The organism is Flavobacterium sp. 22659 (assembly GCF_052044235.1).
Lineage (GTDB): Bacteria > Bacteroidota > Bacteroidia > Flavobacteriales > Flavobacteriaceae > Flavobacterium > Flavobacterium johnsoniae.
In genome coordinates this window covers 113,748-134,139 of record NZ_JBQEMU010000005.1, presented here as the reverse complement: position 1 = coordinate 134,139, position 20,392 = coordinate 113,748, and the positions used below count along the sequence as shown (strand labels likewise).

Here is a 20,392-nt window from a genome sequence, read left to right as displayed (position 1 = left end):
TCTCAGTCATCAGTCGCAGATTATTTTAGACTTCAAAAGCTTTGTCAAAGTTTTAAACTTTGACAAAGCTTGAATAAAGATTCCAGACTGTTAACTGCGACTGTTAACTGCGACTGTTAACTGCGACTAAATACTTAAAGCGTAACTTCTTTAGGACACGGAATGCTCAAAGCAGCTGGTTTTGTATAGGTCCTGTTGTTGAACATTCTGTATTGTGTCGAAACAGTTCCTCCAAAAAGTTCGTCATTTGTTAGTTTCAATTCAAATGAAATCTCATATAAACCATTGCTGACTTCTTTGTAAGTTCCTTCGCCTGAAATAGCAATGATATGTGACTTTGATGGAACTGAAGCTGTTGCAGCAGATCCAATGGTAATGTCCTGCGGAATTACGAGAACCGTTCCTTCAGTTTTGCTGTTTCCATTTGCAGGGAAAAACTCCAATGCCGAAGTAATATTAAATCCTGGAGAAATGGCCGCTGAGTTACTTTCGTTAGAGAACCATCTCTTTAAACCAAAAGAGTTTACCGTATTCGTTCCGCTGGCAACGTTAAATCCAATTTTAAAAGCATCGTGGTAAATATCATCATTAGGATTTGTAGTTCCTCTGTCGCTGTACAATATGGCATTTGGATCGTCTTTAGTAACAATAACCGGGAAAGTTAAAGCATTGAAAGTCTGCCACGAACAAGCGCCATTATTATTAAACCAATGTTCACCATAGGTTAGATAAAATGCATTTGTTGGATCTGTAAATTTCGAAGCTGGATATGCCTGAACATCTCTTGGTATTTTTATTGGTTTTGTAATAGTTAAGCTGATATTTCCTGTAGCCGTATAATTTGGAATATTGATTAACGTTAATTTAGACTCGTATTGAGCATCATCGTTTTGAAGATCTTCTAAAAGAGTTAAATGATAGTTTACAGAAGTTCTGTTATCACCATAATCGTCATGTGTTAAAGAATATTCGAATCCGTTTTGGAACTTAAAAATAGAAGCATTTTCAATTTCTTCCGGGAAAAAACCATTAGGATAGTATACTTTAAAATCAATTGTTTCACCTATTTCGCCTTTTACATTGTACTTTGTTACAGGAAAAGTATAATTAGTAGCGATAGTTCCTAAATTGATATTGAAAGTATCGTTTGGATATGCAGAATTTAGATTTCCAATATGAATATCAGGATCAGAAACGGTTTCCAATTTTAGCTTAATATTTTGACTTGCAGCCCATCTTTTATCAAATGACACATAAATAGTATCAGTTAATTTACTGCCTTGAAAAGTAAGCTGATTTACAGGATTTACGCTGAAACTGTCGCTGGCACCATTTGTTTCGGCACTAAAATTGGCTGTAACAGTTCCCTTTAAGGCACGTGTTGTTAAAGCTACAGGAACTTTTAATGTTCTTATAGCTTTGTTGTCATAAGTTGACTGAGGAACTAAACTTCCGTTTACAGCCGGGTATTCTAAAGGTGTGTTATCACTTTTTACTAAAAAATTAAATCTTAAAAAAGGATCAATTTCAGGACCTAATTTATAATCATCTTTTGAACATGAAATATATAACAGAGCTGTAAATAATATACTGAATATCTTAATACGAGTCATTTTGCTGCAAGTTTGGGTTAAGATTAGTGTTGTATGTTGGTATTGGCAGGACGTATTTTAAAGACGGATAAGTCAAACTGCACACTGTGGCGATACAGCCGTCATTTCTTGAAACATCTTTATGATTTCTGGCAATATCAAAGAATAAGAAACCTTCAAAACATAATTCTTTTCTTCTTTCTAAAAAGATGTTTTCTTTTAAATTCGCTGTATTGGTTAATAATGATGCATTGGCGCGGGCGCGGATGATATTAATGTCTGCCATTGCCAAATCGGCTCTATTGGTTTCAAATGCAGCTTCAGCACGAATCAAGTACATTTCACTGAGTCTAAAAGCGACATAACCGGCATTATTCTGAAATTTTTTGGTAAAGTTGTAATCTCGGTAAGTCTGCACACCGCCTATAATTGTATAAAGTGATTTTGTTAAGAACAATTCTTTTCTTAAATCACTGCTTTCATATAGATTAATTAAATCATTTGAAACAGTATATTTTTGAAAGTTTATGTCTGAAGTATAGCCAAAAGTCTGAGCCATTGATGATGAAACATTTCCTTCTGTGTCTTTCGGAATAGAAAATTCAAGAAGGATTTCAGATACTGGAAGATCTGGTTTTTCCCATTCAGAAACTAAAGTTTCTTTGCTCATTAGTACGGCACCTGAATTGGTAATTACATCATTTGCTATTTCGTAAGCATTTATCCAGTCTCCTTTTTGAAGATAAACCCTTGCTAATAGTGCTTTTGTATTTTTTCTGTTAAAGAAAGAATAAGCAGGACCAGGAAGTAATGAATTATCTGAGTAATTTTCAACAGCCGTTTTTAAATCATTAATAATTAAGTTATAAGTTTCTGCCAGGGTTTTTCTGGCCGGATATTGTATTCCTGATTTAATAGATTCTGTGTTGTAAATTATTCCTAAATGCGATGCATCAGCCGTATATTTATAATCCTGACAGTAAACAAGAGATAAAAGAAAATGGGCATAAGCTCTTATGGTTAAAGCTTCTGCTTTTATCTGATTTTTTTCTGTATCAGTTGCATCTTTTAGGGCAGGCGTATATTCTAAAATTAGATTCGCCTGATTTATGATGTCATAATTAGTATCATAAAATGTTTTAAAATTACTGGACAGCGCCACATCGTCAAAAGAATAAAGCTGCTCAACATTTGCCGATGGCGAAATCTGACCTTTAAGACCTCCTGTTGCTGTTGGGCCAAATTTTAAATTGCCTCCCTGTAAATCAGCATAAACAGCATAGCGTTCTGGTCTTACATTAGCTTCTACTTCAGTATAAAGTCCGGTAAGTGCCTGCAAAACCCCTGTTTTGTTTTGTAAAAGTTCGTCTACAGATGTTTGGGTTCCGGGTTCCTGCTCTAAAAAGTCACTACAGCTTTGTAATGAAAGTATTAGAAAAAATAGGGATAGGTATTTTGAATATTTCATTTTCTTAAAATTTAGCATTAACTCCCAGCGAGATTGTTCTTGCCTGCGGATAGATATAACTATACTCTCGTATTCCGTTCATTCCTTTAGGACTTTTGTCTTTGTACCAATATGCCACATTTGTAGCATCTGCAAAAACAGAAACAGCATCCAGAAAAGTATTCTTTTTAAGAGGTACATTATAACTTAAATTAATATTACTGATTCTGATATAGGTAGCATCGTAAATATATTTGCTTAAGTTTGAGATTATTGGTGAAAGTGTAACGGCAGATTGTGAAACATTGTCGCCTGGATTCCTCCAATAATCGTAAGCATTTACAGAAAGATTTCGATTTGATGTTACATTATATTGATCGATAAGAACACTTGGTGCCATAAAGCTTCCGCCAATTTGATAATCTCCTCTAATAGATAAAGTAAGATTATTGTAGAAAGTAAAATTATTATAGAAACCTCCGTATGCATCAGCCTGTTTGTCTCCAATAGGTTCCCAGTCTGCCACTGTAAATAACTCGTTGTACGTTTTAGCATCGTAAATCTGTCCATTTTTTTGTATAAGATCTCTTCCTGTTGCTGGATCTACACCAGCCCATTTAATGCCCCATAATGTTGTTGTACTGTAACCTACTTTTTGTGCCAATGCAATATTTGCTTCAGCATAATCACTGCCTAAACCTTTTAAATAAGTTACTTTATTATTTATTGTGGCAATATTAAATGCCGTAGTCCATTTAAAAGCATCGCTTTTTATCCATTTTATTCTTGTAGTAAGTTCAAAACCTTTGTTGTACATACTTGCTGCATTTAATTGTACAGAACTGTACCCTGTTTCTGTAGGAATGTCTCTTGAAGCAATTAAATTACTTTTATCATCGTAGTAATATTCTAATGTCAATTCGACTCTCTTGAAAACATTAAAATCAAATCCTGCATTGAATTTTGTATTTTTTTCCCAGCTTAATCTGCCATTTGGCGCAGCGCCTGTAGTCGCTCCAATAGAACCATTGTATCCGTTTTGGCTTATATTATAAATTCCTTTTGATCTGTAAGAACCAATTTTAGAATTTCCGGTTGATCCGTAACTAGCTTTTAGTTTTAAGAAATCAATCCAGGAATTTGTGCTTAAAAAGTTTTCATTACTAATAATCCATCCGGCACCTAAACCGCCATTATGAGCCACATCAGTATCATCTCCAAAAACAGAACTCTGATCACGACGGTAATTTGCTAATAAGAAATAACGTTTTTTGTAGTTGTAATTTATTTGAGAGAATAAAGAAACTCTTGAATTATAGCTTATTTCATTTCTGTAACTCTGACCATTTTTAGACTCATCTTCTGGTGTATCCGGATTGTCATCTCTTATGGCGTCTGTGACATTATTGATATGATCAGGTTCTAAAAATCCTACACCGGATTTATAATTAAAATCTGTTTTATCTTCTGCTAATTCAAAACCAACAACTCCATCAATTTCATTGCTTTCATTTAATTGTTTGTTGAATAAAGCCTGTCCCTGCCAGTTCCATTTAGTAGAATTTCTCTGGTTTATAAGACGTCGTCCCCAGGCCGGATATGTAATTCCGTCTAAAACAAAGGTACCATTGTACTGGCCGCTTTCATTTGCTGCAGAAAAATAACGATCCTGCTCTTTATCAGTATAATCCATACCAAATAGAGTAGAAAATTTGATATTTTTATTAAGTTTATAAGATAAATTCAAACTTCCTAAAAGACCAAAAGTCTGCGCTTCGTTTTTGTTTTGCTCAATCGCTGCCAAAGGATTTCCTCTTGCAGAACCGCTTGCGCCCAAATCGGCATAAGAACCATCTGCATTGTAAACAGCAAGTGTTGGAAGATAAGCGAAACTATAAAAAATATTAGGCGCATCTTTTTGAACATAACTAGGATTAAGCATTAAATTAATATCCCATTTACCTGAGTTGTAACCTAAATTAATTCCGGCGTTTAATTGTTTTGTTTCGTTTCCTACCTGCGGTTCATCGATTTTTGTATAACTAACATTCGTGCGATATGAAAATTTAGAAGTAGATCCCGAAACATTAAAATTGTATTTATTATATACACCAGATCTGTTTAATATATTAAACCAATCCGTGTTTATTCCGTTATAAGAAACCGGAACATAACCCGCCGTGGTGTTTTTCATAAACTCATTTCGCAGTTCTGTATATTGTTCCCCGTTTAAATATTTAATTTGATTAACGGCAGAAGAAACTCCTAACTGATTAGAAAAACCAAATTGTGTTTTCCCTTTTTTTCCTTTTTTGGTTGTAATCAAAATTACACCATTTGCTCCATCAGCACCATAAATACCAACCGCTGCAGCATCTTTTAAAACAGAAATAGTTTCAATGTTTTCTGGGGCAATTTTCATTAACGGGTTGGCCAGATTTTCGGCATAATCGCCGTTTCCGTTAAAATTAGGACTGTCAATAGCATATTCTTCGCTCATTACAACACCATCAACAATAATAAGAGGCTGCGATGAAGTTCCAGTAATAGCACCACTTAAAGAAGATAAAGTACCTTGTCCGCGAATATTGATTTTAACCGGACCGCCAACACCCGAAGTATTTTCAACCATAACACCGGCAATCTGTCCTGTAATCATTTTATCAAAACTTTCAGAAGCCTGTTCAACCGCAATATCTTTTGCTTGCAAAGTCGAAATACTCCCTACAATTTCTTCTTTTAGTTTTGTAGTTCCATAAGAAGAAGTAATCACAACCGGATTCAGTTCGTCTGTAGTTTCCTGAAGAAAAAAGGTAAAATCTTTTTTGTTTTCTGCTTTTTGAGATTGAGGTTCCATTCCAAGAAATCCAACTTCAAGAACAAGATTTGGGATATTGTTTCCTTTTAACTGATAAACAAATTTTCCATTGAAATCAGTTACAGCGCCCATTCCGGTTCCTTTTATGCGGATTGATGCACCCGGAAGCGGCAGTTTGTCTTTAGCATTGTAAACTGTTCCGGTAATAAATCTTTCTGTTTCCTGAACGTCAGAATTAGAAGAATCAGGAGTAGAGCTGGTTAATAAAACCTGCTTTTTCTGAATATAAAATGAAATGTTTTTATCTTTTAAAAGCTGTTTTAAAGCCGTTTCGAGTGTAGCATTATTTACATCTAAATCGCCCAGCTGTTCGGCATCGATTTTACGGGCATTATAAATTATCCTAAAATCAGTTTGTTCCTCAATAGATTTGATAATTAGGCTTATAGGTTTGTTTTTTACATGTAATGTTATGAGTTTATTCTGAGAAAATCCTTTAAATCCAGATATGAGAATAGCTAAGAAAAACAGAATTTTTCTTAAAACGGGTTGTATCGCAAATGTCATGTTTATTTATTTATCGAGGATTGGTGATCGTAATTGTTTTATGTTCAATTGAATAGTTAAAAGGAGTGTCGCGTTTTAGCAGGTCTAAAATGTTTTCGACACTAGATTCGCTTATATTTATGGTACCAGTAAAATTCTGTCTGGCCAAATCAGAATTTTGATTGATAATTTCAACGTCGTAGGTACGCTGAATAATTTTAGCGATTGTAGAAAATGGGGTGTCTTTAAATGCCAATTCTCCTTTTGTCCAGGCTGAGTAAAGGGAAACATCAACATTTTTGAGGGTAATTTTTTTAGCATTATTCTGCCAGGTTGCCATTTGGTTTGGTTCGAGCAAAATAACATTCGAAGGATTGGCAGTTTCAGACATTTGAATGCTTCCTTCTATCAAAGTACTGTTAACAGTAGGATTTTCAGGATAAGCGCTCACATTAAACTTTGTCCCAAGAACCTTAATATCAACCTGATTAGCGTTTACAATAAACGGATGCTCTTTATCTTTGGCCACTTCAAAAAAAGCTTCTCCGGTTAAATAGACATTTCGGTTTCCGTTACTGCTAAATTGTTCCGGATAACGTAAAGAACTTCCGGCGTTTAAACTCACAATAGTACCATCAGAAAGTCTAAGTTTGAAACGTTTTCCATACGGAATAGTAAGCGTATTGTAAACTACTTTATCAGCTGCAGTTTTACCAAAATAAATGATTTCATCAGGAAATTTTTTGGCCACTAAATCTCCTTTGTCATTTACCAAAGTGGTTTGATTTTTTCCAGAAAAATATTCTATACGGCCGTCGCCCATTTCCAGAACAATTTCTTTTGATGTTTTAGAGGTATCGGTAAATAATAAAATAGTTTTTCCTAACCCAATCAAAACTAAGAACACTGCAGCATAACTTAAGTACTGCTTCAGTCTGTTTTTTGGTTTCATTTGGATTAATGGAACAGAATCACTAGAAATATCTTCAGATAAGCCGGAAAGAACCCACGCTTTCTTTGCCGTTACAAATTGTTTTTTATTATCTGCCGATGCTTCAATCCATTCAAAAAGTGCCTGAACTTCTTGTTCTGAAGCTTCGTTAGATAGATATTTTTGTATTATTTCCGATGTCATATTTGAGTATTAAAACGTCTCACTATAGTTAGTACACTTCAGAAATAAAAAACCCTACCCTTTATTCTTAATTGTTATAAATAAGGATAAAGATTAGGAACAAATAATCCGATAATTTAGTCTTTAAAATCTTCAAAGCCTTTGTCATATGGGCTTCTACGGCTTTTAAAGTAACTCCCATTTCTTCGGCGATTTCTGCATTTTTTTTATTCTCGAAGCGTTTTTTTATAAAAACTTCCCTGGTTTTGGGCGGCAAATCGTTGATAGATTCCTGAATAATGCGTTCTAATTCGGTTAATTCCAACGTATCAAATTGAAGCGAATTTAAAACCTCAATATCCAGTTCTCTTTCTTTGTGGTTAAGTAAGTCGTTTTTAAATTTATCCTTCACCTTATTATGGCGGATTAAATTCAAACATTTAGATTTGGCATAAGTAAACAAAAAGGCCTGAATCCCGTTTATAGATTCTACACTTTCCTTATTCTGCCATAGGTGTAGTAAAGCTTCCTGAGCCAGATTCTCGGCTTCTTCCTGGTCATAAATAAACTGAATACTGAAAGACTGAATTCTTCTAAAATATTTATCATAGAAAAACTTGAAAGCAGTTTCGTCTCCTTCCTTAAAGGATTTGAAGAGATCTAATTCGAAACTGGTATTGTTGTTCATTAATAAAAATTTACTTTGAAAAAGCAATATTAAGTAAATTTTAAAAAGTACTTCAATTTGCCCGGAAAGCGGCAAATATAAAAGTTTATTTATATTAATTCTAAATAAAATTCAAATAAACTACTTTCCTGAAAAAATTATTCAGAATAGGTTTAGTATTGCAGTTTTTGTAATCGCAAAGCACGAAAGGTTTTAGTATTTACTTACGTAATATAAACGCCAAGTTCGCAAAACTTTACCTAAAAACTTTGCGAACTTGGTGTTCCCGATGACTATCGGGATTGCGTTCTTTACGTTTAAATAATTTTGCGAATTAATTGAGTATTAAATCTATATTTTGTGATAACCTCTCGGCTAATTCAGGTGTAGTGTTGTTGTTTAAAACCCATGGAACCAGTTTTCCCTTGTTTATGATTTCATCTTTAGAATAAACTAAACTGAAATATTCCTGTAATTCGTTGTAATCAACTGGTATTGGAAGATTTTTTTTATTCTCAGGGATTTCTTCAAAATAATATCTGGACTCCAGTAATGAAGGATATTTTTCTAATAAAAAATTATTCAAAGTATAAGAAGGACCGGCTTTATACAAATCCTCTTTTAGAATTCCTGTGATTTTTGTATTCCCTATATTTTGTTTTAAATCTTTATAAGCTTCTTTGGTTGTCGAAAAATCAGATTGCAGCAACTTATTTTTTTGCGATAACTGTCTAACAACCGAAAGTTTCACATAATCGCCGTTTATTTCAATTACCTTAAAAATAAAGTATTTGTGTTCCATGCTTTGACTCCCGTTAGAGCCGCTTTGTTTACTAAAGATAATACTTCCTAATTGCAGTTTATGCTCAGGGCTGTTAATTGCTTTTTTCCATTGATAAGAATCATAAACTAATTTTTTGAAAGCATATAAAATGAATACAAAGACAACACCCGCTATAAATATTTTTTTCATTAAATGGAAATTTCATTAAAAGTACTACTTTTTAACCGCAAGGAAAGTTTTTTCACTTAGTATCCTTATAAAAAACGCAAAGCACGCAAAGCTTTGTCTAAAAACTTTGCGAACTTTGCGTTATTCTTTGCGAACTTTGCGGTTGAGAAAAATCCAGTTAAAAAAATACTTTGCGATTAAAATTTCGCCATCCAAAACCAATCAGCAATAAATTGAAAAGTAATAGAGGCAGAAATGCTTTCATAAAAATGGTTTCAGAATTATCAGTAAAAGTTTCTACTTTAAAATCTTCCCATTTTTGTTCGTTGACCGGAGCATTATCAAATATCTTCGGATAAAAATGCAGGCGTAGTTTTTCATGAAATTTTGTTGTTTCCTGTAAAAACGAAAGCTGGTTTCGCAAATCAGATTTTGCAATTTCATTTAACTGAATTTGCGTGTGAAGCGTTGGAATAAACTGCGCAATCAGTTCACTGGCACGGTTACGCTGCTGTAGTTTCGTTTCTAATTCTTTTGACTGCACTGCTGATTCGTCGTCGCCCATTTGCTGCATGGCATAATACCAAAGCCAGCTGAATTCTTTATCAGGCAGAGGATAATTTTTAAACTGAGGATAATGCTTGTAGAATTTATCCAGCGTTTCTTGTTTATCCATATCCCATTTTTCATGATAGGCATTTCTCTGCGTAAGCGTTAATTCTAAAGCTTCGGGAACTTTATATTTATTTATGATATATGTATTAATTCCCGCCGGAAGAATGATAATTAGAAACAGCCAGATTGTCAATAAAATAACGGCATTGAAGTTGGAGTTTTTTTGAAGAGAAACAATAAAAAAACAAACCGCAAACCAAAATAAAATATACAAAACCGAAAGTCCGTAAAACACCAGAAATGCTTTATCAATTGGAATCTGCAAAAACAAAACTGCGGCTAAAAGAATCAAAGTTAAAAGTGCCATTAAACTTAAAATTCTGATATAGAATAATTTTAAGATATACAAAAACGTATTCGGACTTTGTGTTGCTACAATTTTCCAGGTTCCAGATTCTTTTTCTTCTGAAATAATATTATACGAAAAAGCAATAATCAAAAGCGGGAATAAATACAAAAGCACAAAACTAAAATCGATATTTCCAGACAAAAGATTGCTTGGATTGTTGAGTTCTGAATCGTATTTCTGACCTTCAAGACCGCGAATCGTAACATTTTGAATCGACGGATTTACATCGCGCTGCCCAATTGCCAAACTGTTAATGGGTAAAGTATTATTAACCAATGAAAATTTAATGTAGTAGAGGAGAAGCCCAATTTCGTCTTTATGAAAAGCAGCATTTCTCGCAATATGTTCTTTTTGATAAACAGCAGCTTCTGTAATACTGTTTTGCTGTTTTTCCTGAAACTGACGACCAATTAAAAGACTTATAAAACCAATGATTAATAAAAAAAGTAAGCCAATTTTGGTACCTTTTGAACGTATGAAATTTTTAAATAAGAGTACTAACATATTAAATGGCTTTTAGATTTTTAGCAGCAATTCTGATTAAAATAAACAACAGAATTACCCATAAAAGAATAGAAATAACAGAAACGATTTCGGTTTTTAAAACCTCCCAAACGCCTTTTGGTTCATAATGAAATTCCTCAAGATCGGCCCAGTGTTCTCTGCCAATTGTGAGCGGTTTATCATTTGGTCCGGGTTTTTTATTGCTGATGTATTTCACCTGCAAAGCATTCATTTTCTGTGCCATTCCATAACGGTATTTCTCGGCTTGTTTCTGGAAATCGATGTACGAATCATAATCAGTATTTGATAATCCCATCGATAAATTTTTCATCGCGATGTACGGATTAAAGAAAGAAACGGCCTTAGAAAAACTGTTTTGTCTGGTATAAATTTTCAAAAGTTCTTCTAAATGACTGTTATAAATATTCGAGCTGATCTTTTCGCCTTCGGTCATGATAAAACCGGAATAATTGAAAGGAAGTTTCTGCACCGAATCGACTTTATAAGCCCGAAGTAAAGAGTCTTTTATGGCTTTATAATGCACATCATTTGGGTTATGACTGTCGCCTTGTTTCAGGATATCTTTTTCGATATCGCTGTTAAACTGAATTTTAGAAGGTGCTTCATACAAATAAGCTCCAATGGCCTGTGTTGTTCTTGGCAGAATGATGGTAAAAATCAGCCAGATTCCAATTAACGAAACCAATGCTTTTTTTGAGGTTTTGCTTGACGCCGAAATCAAAACTGCTCCGACGCAAAAGAACATCAGATAAATAAAATGAAACCCAATAAATAAAAGCATTTTTATTGTTTCATCGGCCGAAATTGAAAAGTTTTGAAGCGTTAGCCAGATTAAAACCAAAATGATAATGGTGGGAATAAAAAGCAGCATAACAACGCTGGCAACTCCCAGGACTTTACCAAACAAAAGCTGTTTCCAGCTGATTCCCTGACTCAAAAGGATTTTTAAAGTTCCGTTTTCTCTTTCGTATGCCACAGAATTGAAACCGACAAAAAAGATTAATAAAGGCAGTAAGACCTGTAAAACCATAGCAATGCTGATTTCACCGAAACGAAGCATGCTGTTTGAAAATCCGGCTTCAGAGAAGTTGGCAGTATTTTGCTTGTGTGCTTCAAGAAAAATGGCATTTCCAAAAAACGGTTCCATTCCAAATTCAAAAACGCTCAGGGAAGTACTTTTTCTAAAAGCAAAATTCCCGTAATGTGCCATTCTATGCGGATTTTTATCGGGGTTTTTCAACCAGTCTTCGCGGGATTCATGCTGATATTTTTCGCTGGTTTCGTTTTGGCTTTTGTAATTGTCCCAGCCCGAAAACGCAGCGAATAAAAGCAAGGCGCCAATAAAAAATGTAATAATATAAATTGCCTGATTTTTAAAAACAGAATTTTTAAAATGTCTGGCTATAAGGAGTTCTGTATGTAATAATTTCATATAAATTAAAATTTATAAGTTACTGTAAGCGTAACGTTTCGCGGACTTCCCGGAAATAAACGCAGATAATTCTGAGCGCCAAGCCAATACGTTTTGTTTAATAAATTGCCCGCATTTACAGCAATCTGCACATTGCTTTTATTTGGTTTGTAAAACAAAGCAGCATCAAAAATGGTAAAATCTGGAAGTGTAAAATCTCTTGTAAACCAAGGCACTTTACTGCTTTGATACTGCATTCCAATTCCAATTCCAAAATCTTGTAAATCAGAATCGGATGCAAAATTGTAACGCGTCCATAAATTGGCACTGTTTTTTGGCGTGTTTTGCTTTCTGGCACCAATTAGGGCGGGATTATTATCTTTTGTAATTTCGGCATCAATATAACTGTACGATGCATTAATCTGCCAGTCTGGCGTGATATAACCTGCTATATCACACTCAAAACCACGGCTTCGTTCAGCGCCTCTCGTTACCAGTAAATCAGGATTTACAGGATCATTGGCATTCATTAAAATATTGCGCTGTCTGATTTCGTAAATTGCCGCATTAAAACTCATCGAGTTGTTTAAAAAAGTAGTTTTGATTCCCACTTCTTTTAAATCACTTTCCAGCGGGTCAAATAAACTCCCGCCCGGTAAACTTGCTGTTTGAGGCATTAAAGTAACGGTATTCGATTGAGGCTGATAACCTTCTAGATACGTTGTGTACACATTTATGGCACTGTTTACGGCATACGTAATTCCAATTCTTGGCAGTAAAGCCGATTTTTTGACTTTCAGTTCGTTACTGGTTTCATAGTTCGTAATATCTTCAAACCATTCGTTTCGAAGTCCCAATAAAAAAGTAAACTTTTCCCATTGAATCTGATCCTGAATATAAATGGCATTTGTAGTAGTTAATGCCGATGGAAGCGCTGTTCTCACATTCAGCGTATAATCTTCAGGACTGGTCAGTCTGTAACTTGGATTATTCAAATTAAAATAATCAACATTTGGTTTTGGCATTACAACGCCGTCAACTGTCACGGTTTGATAATTTGAGGCATTCGCCAAAACAAAACTGCTCGCAACCGTTCCGTCTTTCAACAGATAACCTCGCGCCGCGTTTTGTCCGCCGCCTTTATTTTTGTTCCAGCTGCTTAAATCATAACCTGTCAGTAATTTATGATGGAGTTTTCCGGTTTTTAAATCGAAGTTTAAATATGCACTCAAATTGTCGATATCCCAGTTTTGCTGACGCTGTACAAACTGCATCATAGCCAGACTCGTAACCGGCTGATTGTTCATGTCAACCGCAAAAGCATTTGTAGTTCGGTGTTCCTGAAGATCTTCTGTCCAGGTTTGTTTCATATACGACGCATTAAAACCAATTTTAGAATTGAATTTATGCGCAAAATTGGTCATCAGGATCATTTCCTTCGATTTAAAAAAATCACTTGGAGCGCCCAGATTTAAACTTATTGGTGTTTTATTTAAACTTGTTTTTCCGGCGACAGCACCAAAAATAGGCTGTCCGCGATCCAGAATTCCCGTCATATCACTTAAAATTAACTCGGTGTTAATGGCCGTTTTTTCATTTGGGATATAACTGAAAGAAGGCGAGATCAAAAACGACTTATTATTAACTAAATCACGAAATGATTTTGCCTGCAGATAGGCACCGTTTACACGATATAAAAGTGTTTTTGATTCGTTTAAAGGCCCAGTAAAATCAAGCGTTCCGCGCAAAGTGCTGAAACTGCCCACGCTCATGCTGATTTCTTTTCGGTCTATTGCCAAAGGTTTTTTGGTCACCATATTGATACTTCCGCCCGGATCAACAGAAGAAAATGTGGCACTCGATGGACCTTTTATCACTTCAACACGTTCAATATTACTCGTTAAAGGCTGTAAAAAATAATACTGGCGTGTTCGCATTCCGTTAATTATCTGGCCTTCTTCATTCTGGCTGATACCGCGAATTGTATATTGATTATAATAACTAGCCGGAATTACACCACTCGACATTTTTACCGCATCGGCCAGATAAAAAGCACCTTTATCAGCGATTAATTCTTTGGTAATAGTCGAAATTGACTGCGGAATATCTTTGTTTAAAGCAGCAATTTTAGTTGCAGCAAACGAATAATCGCTGTTGTATTTCTTGGTTGAACGACCTACAATTTCAACAGTCTGCAATTCATTTCGTTTCGTTTCCATTTCCAGAGAATCTTTTGCAATACTGTCTTTAACTTTGTTATTTTGAGCCTGGATGAAATGTGTACCGCTTATTAAAAGTAAAAAAGAGAATATATTTTTCATCTTAAACAGTTTGTAAATACAAATCTTCAAGTTCGTTAGCCGATATTTTATCAGCCTCAATAACGGTAACTAAATTTCCCTGTTTCATAATTCCGATGTGCGAAGCAACTTCTCTCGCTCTGAAAATATCGTGTGTTGCCATTAAAATAGCCGTTCCATCTGCCGAAAGTTCTTTTAAAATCTGCGAGAATTCGTTAGATGCTTTTGGGTCTAAACCGCTTGTAGGTTCGTCCAGTAAAAGCACTTTTGCTTTTTTAGCAATGGCAATTGCAATTCCCACTTTTTGACGCATTCCTTTAGAATAACCTCCTAAATTTTGATCGTGAGCACCTGCCTGAAGCCCCGCTTTAGTTAAAAAATAAGTCAATTCTCCTGTAGAATATTTAAATCCTGCCAACGACGAAAAGAATTTAAGATTTTCTAAACCTGTAAGATTTGGGTATAACATTACCGTTTCAGGAATATAAGCGACGTATTTTTTGGTTTCCTGATTATTCTCTGTAACTGAAATGTTATTGATTTCTAACTCTCCCGATGTAGGTTCTATAAAACCTAAAAACAAATTAATGGTAGTCGTTTTTCCGGCACCGTTCTGCCCTAAAAGAGCGAAGATTTCACCTTCTTTTATTGTTAAGTTTAAGGCATTCAAAGCCGTATGATCGCCATATTTCTTGGTCAGATTTGTTGCTGTAAGCATAAGTTTATTTGTTGAGAAAAATTAATTTTAAAAAATAGATATAGAAATTTTCAGACTTTTAATAATTTTTAAAAGCTTGAATATTAGTTTTTTTGAAGGTTACTGCAATTTAAAAAAGGAGATTTGGCTGATTTAGACTAAAAAAATCAAATCAGTTAAACTATAAAATAGATTTTCCTTTACCTAATTTGAGCAAATAAGGCAAAAGCTATTTTAATTTATAAAAATAAACTGCGGTAATTAAATGAATGCAGGAGGTGCACGCAGTGCAAAGAGACTGCCTTTGAAAAAAGCTGAAATTCCCTCAAAATAAAAGAATTTATAAGAAGCAGCTTCTACTAATGTTTTGTGAAATGAAAAGCTCTGGAATGAGTTTGGAACAAACGTACTAAAAGCAAAATGACAAATATGACAGTTTGCATCAACCGAATGGCTGTGTGTTAATTCCTTTTGTCCTGCGGTGTATTTATGATCACAATGCTGTTCTGAAGAAAGCCTTAAGATATGTTCATAAGAGTGAACTGTCTGAAACAGCATGGCGAACAATACTGCAAAAGACATCAAAAAATTCACTGCTATAACCTTTTTCTTCATTCTGTGGCATTTCTGTTTCGATATTTAAATGTTTAGTTATCAAATAAATAATCGCAACAGTGTTGCAAATATAGATATCTTATTTAAAAATGCAGCTAAATTGATCTTATTTTTAGAAGATCAGGAGTATTTGCAAAATGATTCTTACTTCTTATAAATTGCTGTATAGCAATTGAAGTGTATGAAAGTCAGATGATCCGTCGAAATATTTATGCAAAACTTCCTGAAAAACCGGTTCTGTATTTTGAATACTGGCAAACAAAGTCATGCACGACTGTAGTTTTGCTACATCCGGAGTTCCAAATATATCAGTTACAGTCTCATCTTCTTTCTTAATTAATTCTGCCGTGATTTCAACAAGATGTTTTCCTAAAATAGGATGTTCTAAGAAAGCAATAGCTTCATCAGCACTTTTAATTTCGTAAAATTTAGAAGTATCGCTGGAACCCATTCCTTTTATTTGAGGAAAAATAAACCACATCCACGGAGATTCCTTTTTACCTTTTTTTATTTCATCAAGAGCCGTTAAATACAGCTTGTTTTGAGCATCTAAAAATCGTACTAATTCTTTCGTATTGTAAGCCATTCTTTACTGATATTGATTCGGGGGTATCAGGCCATAAAACTACTGAAAATAAGTTTAGTTGTATATTACTAAATCTTTTTTTTACTGCTATTTTTTTTAAATATTACGAAGGAGTTTTGGTGTAGAAATTTGGCTGCAAAATCCTTTTTGATGAGAATTTTAAATAATTATGTAAGAAATTCTAATTAGCAAAATAATTCTTGTTAACTGCTTCTTGAATTGTTATAAAAGTCAATTTTAGTTAGTAAAACTGTTACAATTTTCCTATTTTTATCAAACTAGGATATTTTAGGGGCTTTTTTTTCGAGCAGTTTCCTGATTGTTCTGCCTTCTAAAAGTATCAATTTCTGCTAACGAGTTTCATACTCAATTTAAAAAATATTATATGAAAATAGGATTAATCGGATTTGGAAAGACTGGAAAATCAGTAGCGTCAATATTACTGGAAAACAAAAAATTCTCACTGGAGTGGGTTTTAAGACAAAGTAAAGTTTTAGAGCACAGATCAGTTCCGGAATTTTTTGGAGTCGAGTCAGAAGAACCCGGATTAATTTATTCAAGTGCCACTACAAGTATAGAGGAATTACTGGAAAAACATCCGGTTGATGTTATTATTGATTTTTCATCAAATGAAGGAATTTACACTTATGGCGAATCGGCGGCATTAAACAACGTTAAAATTATTTCTGCAATTTCACATTATGAAGAAAATGAATTAAAACTACTCGAAAAATTATCGAATAAAACAACCGTTTTCTGGTCGCCAAATATCACATTAGGAGTCAATTATTTATTGTTTGCGGCCAAGTTTTTAAAGAAAATTGCCCCTTGGGTTGATATTGAAGTAAATGAAGAACATTTTAAGAAAAAGCAAGGCACATCGGGGACCGCTTTAAAAATAGCCGAAGCGCTTGATGTTGAAAAAGAAAACATCAATTCGGTAAGAGCGGGAGGAATAGTTGGAAAACATGAAGTTATCTTCGGATTTCCGTACCAAACGGTTCGTTTAATTCATGAATCGATTTCAAGAGAAGCCTTTGGAAACGGAGTCGTTTTTGTAGCTGAGAATTTAAAAGACAAGAAAAAAGGACTTTACAATTTTGAAGATATTTTGACGCCTTATTTTGCGATTTAAGTTTTTAAATGAACTGTTTTTGTTCATCTAAACGAAATAAAAATATATTTTTATCTCGCAAAGACGCAGAGCCGCAAAGATCTTCTTTTTTAAGTTTTAAAACTTTGCGGCTCTGCGTCTTTGCGAGAAATCTCTACTTGTTGACTTGACTTCATAATTACTTTCTAAAAGTCAAAGCTTTCATGTATTCTAAATTCATTTTAGCAATTGAAAGCACCGAAATTCCCTGCGGGCATTCGATTTCGCAGGCTCTGGTATCAGAACAATTCCCAAAACCTTCTGCATCCATTTGTTTTACCATGGTAATGGCTCTTTTTGAAGCTTCTACTTTTCCCTGAGGAAGCAAAGCCAAATGCGTTATTTTAGCCCCGACAAATAGAGCAGCGCTTGCATTTTTGCAAGAAGCCACACACGCACCGCATCCAATACATGCGGCGGCATCAAAAGAAGCTTCGGCAGTTTCAAAAGATATTGGAATACTGTTGGCTTCTGGCGCCTGCCCGGTTGAAGCGCCAATAAAACCGCCGGAACGGATAATGGCATCGAAAGCACTTCGGTCGATTTTTAAATCTCGTAAAACCGGAAATGCTTTTGCTCTAAAAGGTTCAATATAAATCGTTTCGCCGTCTTTAAAACTTCGCATATGAAGCTGGCAGGTTGTAGTATTTTTTAAAGGTCCGTGCGCTCTTCCGTTAATCATAACGCCGCATTGTCCGCAGATTCCTTCACGACAGTCATGATCGAATTCAATTACACGTTCTTTTTTCTGAATTAAAGATTCGTTTAAAAGATCCAGCATTTCGAGAAAAGACATGTGTTCTGAAACACCGTCTAATTCATAATCTACCATTTCTCCTTTAGAAGAAGTATCAAACTGACGCCATATTTTTAGAAAGAGTTTCATAGCTAATTATTAATTATAAATTGTTAATTATGAATTACTGGTGAGTTTTAAATTGAACTTGTGGATTGTTAATTAATAATTTACAATTCACAATTCAGAATTCACCATTTATTTATAGCTTCTAACAGTAAGTTCAACAGCTTCAAACACAAGAGGTTCTTTATGTAATTTTTGAGGCTTATCTTTTCCCTGCCATTCCCAGGCCGAAACGTAGCAGAATTCAGCGTCGTTTCGAACCGCTTCACCATCGGCAGTCTGGTATTCTTCTCTAAAATGCGCACCGCAGGATTCTTCTCTCTGCAGGGCATCGTAGCACATTAATTCGGCTAATTCGAGATAATCGGCAATTCGTCCTGCTTTTTCTAATTCGCTGTTTAAAGTATCATCTCCGGTAATTAAAAGCTCATTTTCAAAAGAAGTTTTTAAGATTTTAATTCCTTCAATTGCTTCTTCGAGGCTTTTTCGGCTTCTGGATAAACCGCATTTTTCATACAAAAGCCTGCCAATGGTTTTATGAAAATAATCAGCACTAAGAGTTCCTTTACTGTTTAAAAAATTATCCAATTGTTTTCTGACAGCGCTTTCTGCTTCATCAAAAGCAGGATGCGTAATAGCAGCTTTAGGAGCATTTAATTCTCCGGCTAAATAATTTGGAATGGTATAAGGAGCAATAAAATAACCGTCTACACAGGCTTGAAGTAATGAATTGGCACCAAGCCGATTCGCGCCATGATCTGAAAAATTAGCTTCTCCAAGAGCAAATAATCCCGGAATTGTGGTCATTAGTTCATAATCGACCCAAAGTCCGCCCATAGTAAAATGAGCCGAAGGAGAAATAAGCATAGGTTCTTTGTAAGCGTTGATTCCGGTAATCTTTTCATACATTGCAAAAAGATTACTGTATTTGGCTTCGATTTTATCTTTTCCCTGCGCTTTTATAGCATCGGAGAAATCCAGATAAATAGCATTTTTCATTGGGCCTACGCCATGTCCGGCATCGATTCTTTCTTTTGCGGCACGCGATGAAATATCTCTGGGAGCAAGATTTCCAAAAGAAGGATAACGTCGTTCCAGATAATAATCCCGTTCTTCTTCGGGAATTGAATTTGGGAGTCGGTCATCTGCAGCTGTTTTGGGAACCCAGATACGTCCGTCATTACGAAGCGATTCTGACATCAAAGTAAGTTTCGATTGATTGGTTCCATGCTGGGGCAGTGAAGTAGGGTGGAACTGAATCCAGCTTACACCAGCCATATAAGCACCTTTTTTGTGAGCTCTCCAAATGGCAGAACTATTACAGCCCATTGCTAATGTAGAGAGATAATATACTTTTCCGTAGCCTCCGGATGCCAAAACTACAGCATCTGCAGCATGGCGTTCGAGTTCTCCGGTTTCAAGATTTCGCGCAATAATTCCTTTTGCTTTTCCGTCAATTACGACTAAATCGAGCATTTCATGACGGGTATGTAAGCTTACTTTTTCTAATGAAACCTGTCTCATTAAAGCCTGATAAGCACCTAATAAAAGCTGTTGTCCGGTCTGTCCGCGTGCATAAAAAGTTCTGGAAACCTGAACACCGCCAAACGAACGATTGTTTAAATATCCGGCATATTCTCTGGCAAAGGGAACGCCTTGTGCCACAGCATGATCTATTAAGGCAGCAGAACATTCGGCTAAGCGGTACACATTAGCTTCGCGGGATCTGAAATCGCCGCCTTTTATGGTATCATAAAACATTCTGAAAACACTGTCACCGTCGTTTTTGTAATTTTTGGCAGCATTAACACCGCCTTGAGCGGCAACAGAATGGGATCTTCTGGCTGAATCCTGAAAACAGAATGATTTTATATTGTAACCCTGTTCGGCCAAAGAGGCAGCGCAGGAAGCTCCCGCAAGTCCGGTGCCAACAACGATTATGTTTAATTTTTTTCGGTTGGCCGGATTTACGAGTTTAGCTTTTGCTTTATAAGTATTCCATTTTTCGGCAAGCGGGCCTTCGGGTATTTTTGACTCCATCATTTTTTAGCGGTTTAAAATGAATTCATGCAAAATTTTAAAA

The 20,392-nt window shown here is 35.1% G+C and carries 15 protein-coding genes; 1 reads left to right on the top strand and 14 read right to left on the bottom strand.

Annotation, left to right across the window (positions count from 1 at the left end):
• Window positions 1-134: 134 nt before the first annotated feature.
• From ACTJIW_RS07405 to ACTJIW_RS07350, 12 genes are all read right to left on the bottom strand, one after another.
• The gene (locus ACTJIW_RS07405; RefSeq protein ID WP_440715951.1) at window positions 135-1,613 is read right to left on the bottom strand and encodes a hypothetical protein; all 1,479 of its coding nucleotides are present in this window, start codon (window positions 1,611-1,613) and stop codon (window positions 135-137) included.
• Window positions 1,600-3,060: a RagB/SusD family nutrient uptake outer membrane protein gene (locus tag ACTJIW_RS07400; RefSeq protein ID WP_440715950.1), complete on the bottom strand. Its 1,461-nt coding sequence runs from the start codon at window positions 3,058-3,060 to the stop codon at window positions 1,600-1,602. The genes ACTJIW_RS07405 and ACTJIW_RS07400 overlap by 14 nt, the downstream gene beginning before the upstream one ends.
• Before the next feature lie 4 nt (window positions 3,061-3,064).
• Window positions 3,065-6,424 (bottom strand): SusC/RagA family TonB-linked outer membrane protein, encoded by a 3,360-nt coding sequence (locus tag ACTJIW_RS07395; RefSeq protein WP_440715949.1) that lies wholly within the window; start codon window positions 6,422-6,424, stop codon window positions 3,065-3,067.
• Window positions 6,425-6,434: 10 nt separating this feature from the next.
• Entirely contained in the window at window positions 6,435-7,538 is a 1,104-nt protein-coding gene (locus ACTJIW_RS07390) for a FecR family protein (RefSeq protein WP_440715948.1), read from the bottom strand.
• Between the two features lie 67 nt (window positions 7,539-7,605).
• Window positions 7,606-8,205 carry an RNA polymerase sigma-70 factor gene (locus ACTJIW_RS07385; RefSeq protein WP_440715947.1) on the bottom strand — a complete coding sequence of 200 codons (600 nt, stop codon included), beginning with the start codon at window positions 8,203-8,205 and terminating at the stop codon, window positions 7,606-7,608.
• A 313-nt stretch (window positions 8,206-8,518) separates the two neighbouring features.
• On the bottom strand, window positions 8,519-9,157 hold the full coding sequence (locus tag ACTJIW_RS07380; RefSeq protein WP_440715946.1) for a hypothetical protein: 639 nt from the start codon (window positions 9,155-9,157) through the stop codon (window positions 8,519-8,521).
• Window positions 9,158-9,314: 157 nt separating this feature from the next.
• Window positions 9,315-10,664: a DUF3526 domain-containing protein gene (locus ACTJIW_RS07375; RefSeq protein ID WP_440715945.1), complete on the bottom strand. Its 1,350-nt coding sequence runs from the start codon at window positions 10,662-10,664 to the stop codon at window positions 9,315-9,317.
• 1 nt (window position 10,665) lies between these two features.
• Window positions 10,666-12,117 (bottom strand): ABC transporter permease, encoded by a 1,452-nt coding sequence (locus ACTJIW_RS07370; RefSeq protein ID WP_440715944.1) that lies wholly within the window; start codon window positions 12,115-12,117, stop codon window positions 10,666-10,668.
• A gap of 5 nt (window positions 12,118-12,122) precedes the next feature.
• The gene (locus tag ACTJIW_RS07365) at window positions 12,123-14,417 is read right to left on the bottom strand and encodes a TonB-dependent siderophore receptor (protein ID WP_440715943.1); all 2,295 of its coding nucleotides are present in this window, start codon (window positions 14,415-14,417) and stop codon (window positions 12,123-12,125) included.
• Window position 14,418: 1 nt separating this feature from the next.
• Window positions 14,419-15,114 carry an ABC transporter ATP-binding protein gene (locus ACTJIW_RS07360; RefSeq protein ID WP_440715942.1) on the bottom strand — a complete coding sequence of 232 codons (696 nt, stop codon included), beginning with the start codon at window positions 15,112-15,114 and terminating at the stop codon, window positions 14,419-14,421.
• A 240-nt stretch (window positions 15,115-15,354) separates the two neighbouring features.
• Window positions 15,355-15,708: a hypothetical protein gene (locus ACTJIW_RS07355; protein ID WP_012025314.1), complete on the bottom strand. Its 354-nt coding sequence runs from the start codon at window positions 15,706-15,708 to the stop codon at window positions 15,355-15,357.
• Between the two features lie 151 nt (window positions 15,709-15,859).
• Entirely contained in the window at window positions 15,860-16,294 is a 435-nt protein-coding gene (locus ACTJIW_RS07350; RefSeq protein ID WP_012025313.1) for a DUF1810 domain-containing protein, read from the bottom strand.
• 385 nt (window positions 16,295-16,679) lie between these two features.
• On the opposite strand from ACTJIW_RS07350, the gene ACTJIW_RS07345 reads away from it, so the two are divergent.
• Window positions 16,680-17,429 carry a 4-hydroxy-tetrahydrodipicolinate reductase gene (locus tag ACTJIW_RS07345; protein ID WP_073409316.1) on the top strand — a complete coding sequence of 250 codons (750 nt, stop codon included), beginning with the start codon at window positions 16,680-16,682 and terminating at the stop codon, window positions 17,427-17,429.
• 157 nt (window positions 17,430-17,586) lie between these two features.
• Here ACTJIW_RS07345 and ACTJIW_RS07340 read toward each other — a convergent pair whose 3' ends face one another.
• Window positions 17,587-18,333 (bottom strand): succinate dehydrogenase/fumarate reductase iron-sulfur subunit, encoded by a 747-nt coding sequence (locus ACTJIW_RS07340; RefSeq protein WP_012025311.1) that lies wholly within the window; start codon window positions 18,331-18,333, stop codon window positions 17,587-17,589.
• A gap of 108 nt (window positions 18,334-18,441) precedes the next feature.
• On the bottom strand, window positions 18,442-20,352 hold the full coding sequence (locus ACTJIW_RS07335; RefSeq protein ID WP_440715941.1) for a fumarate reductase/succinate dehydrogenase flavoprotein subunit: 1,911 nt from the start codon (window positions 20,350-20,352) through the stop codon (window positions 18,442-18,444).
• Window positions 20,353-20,392 lie beyond the last annotated feature (40 nt).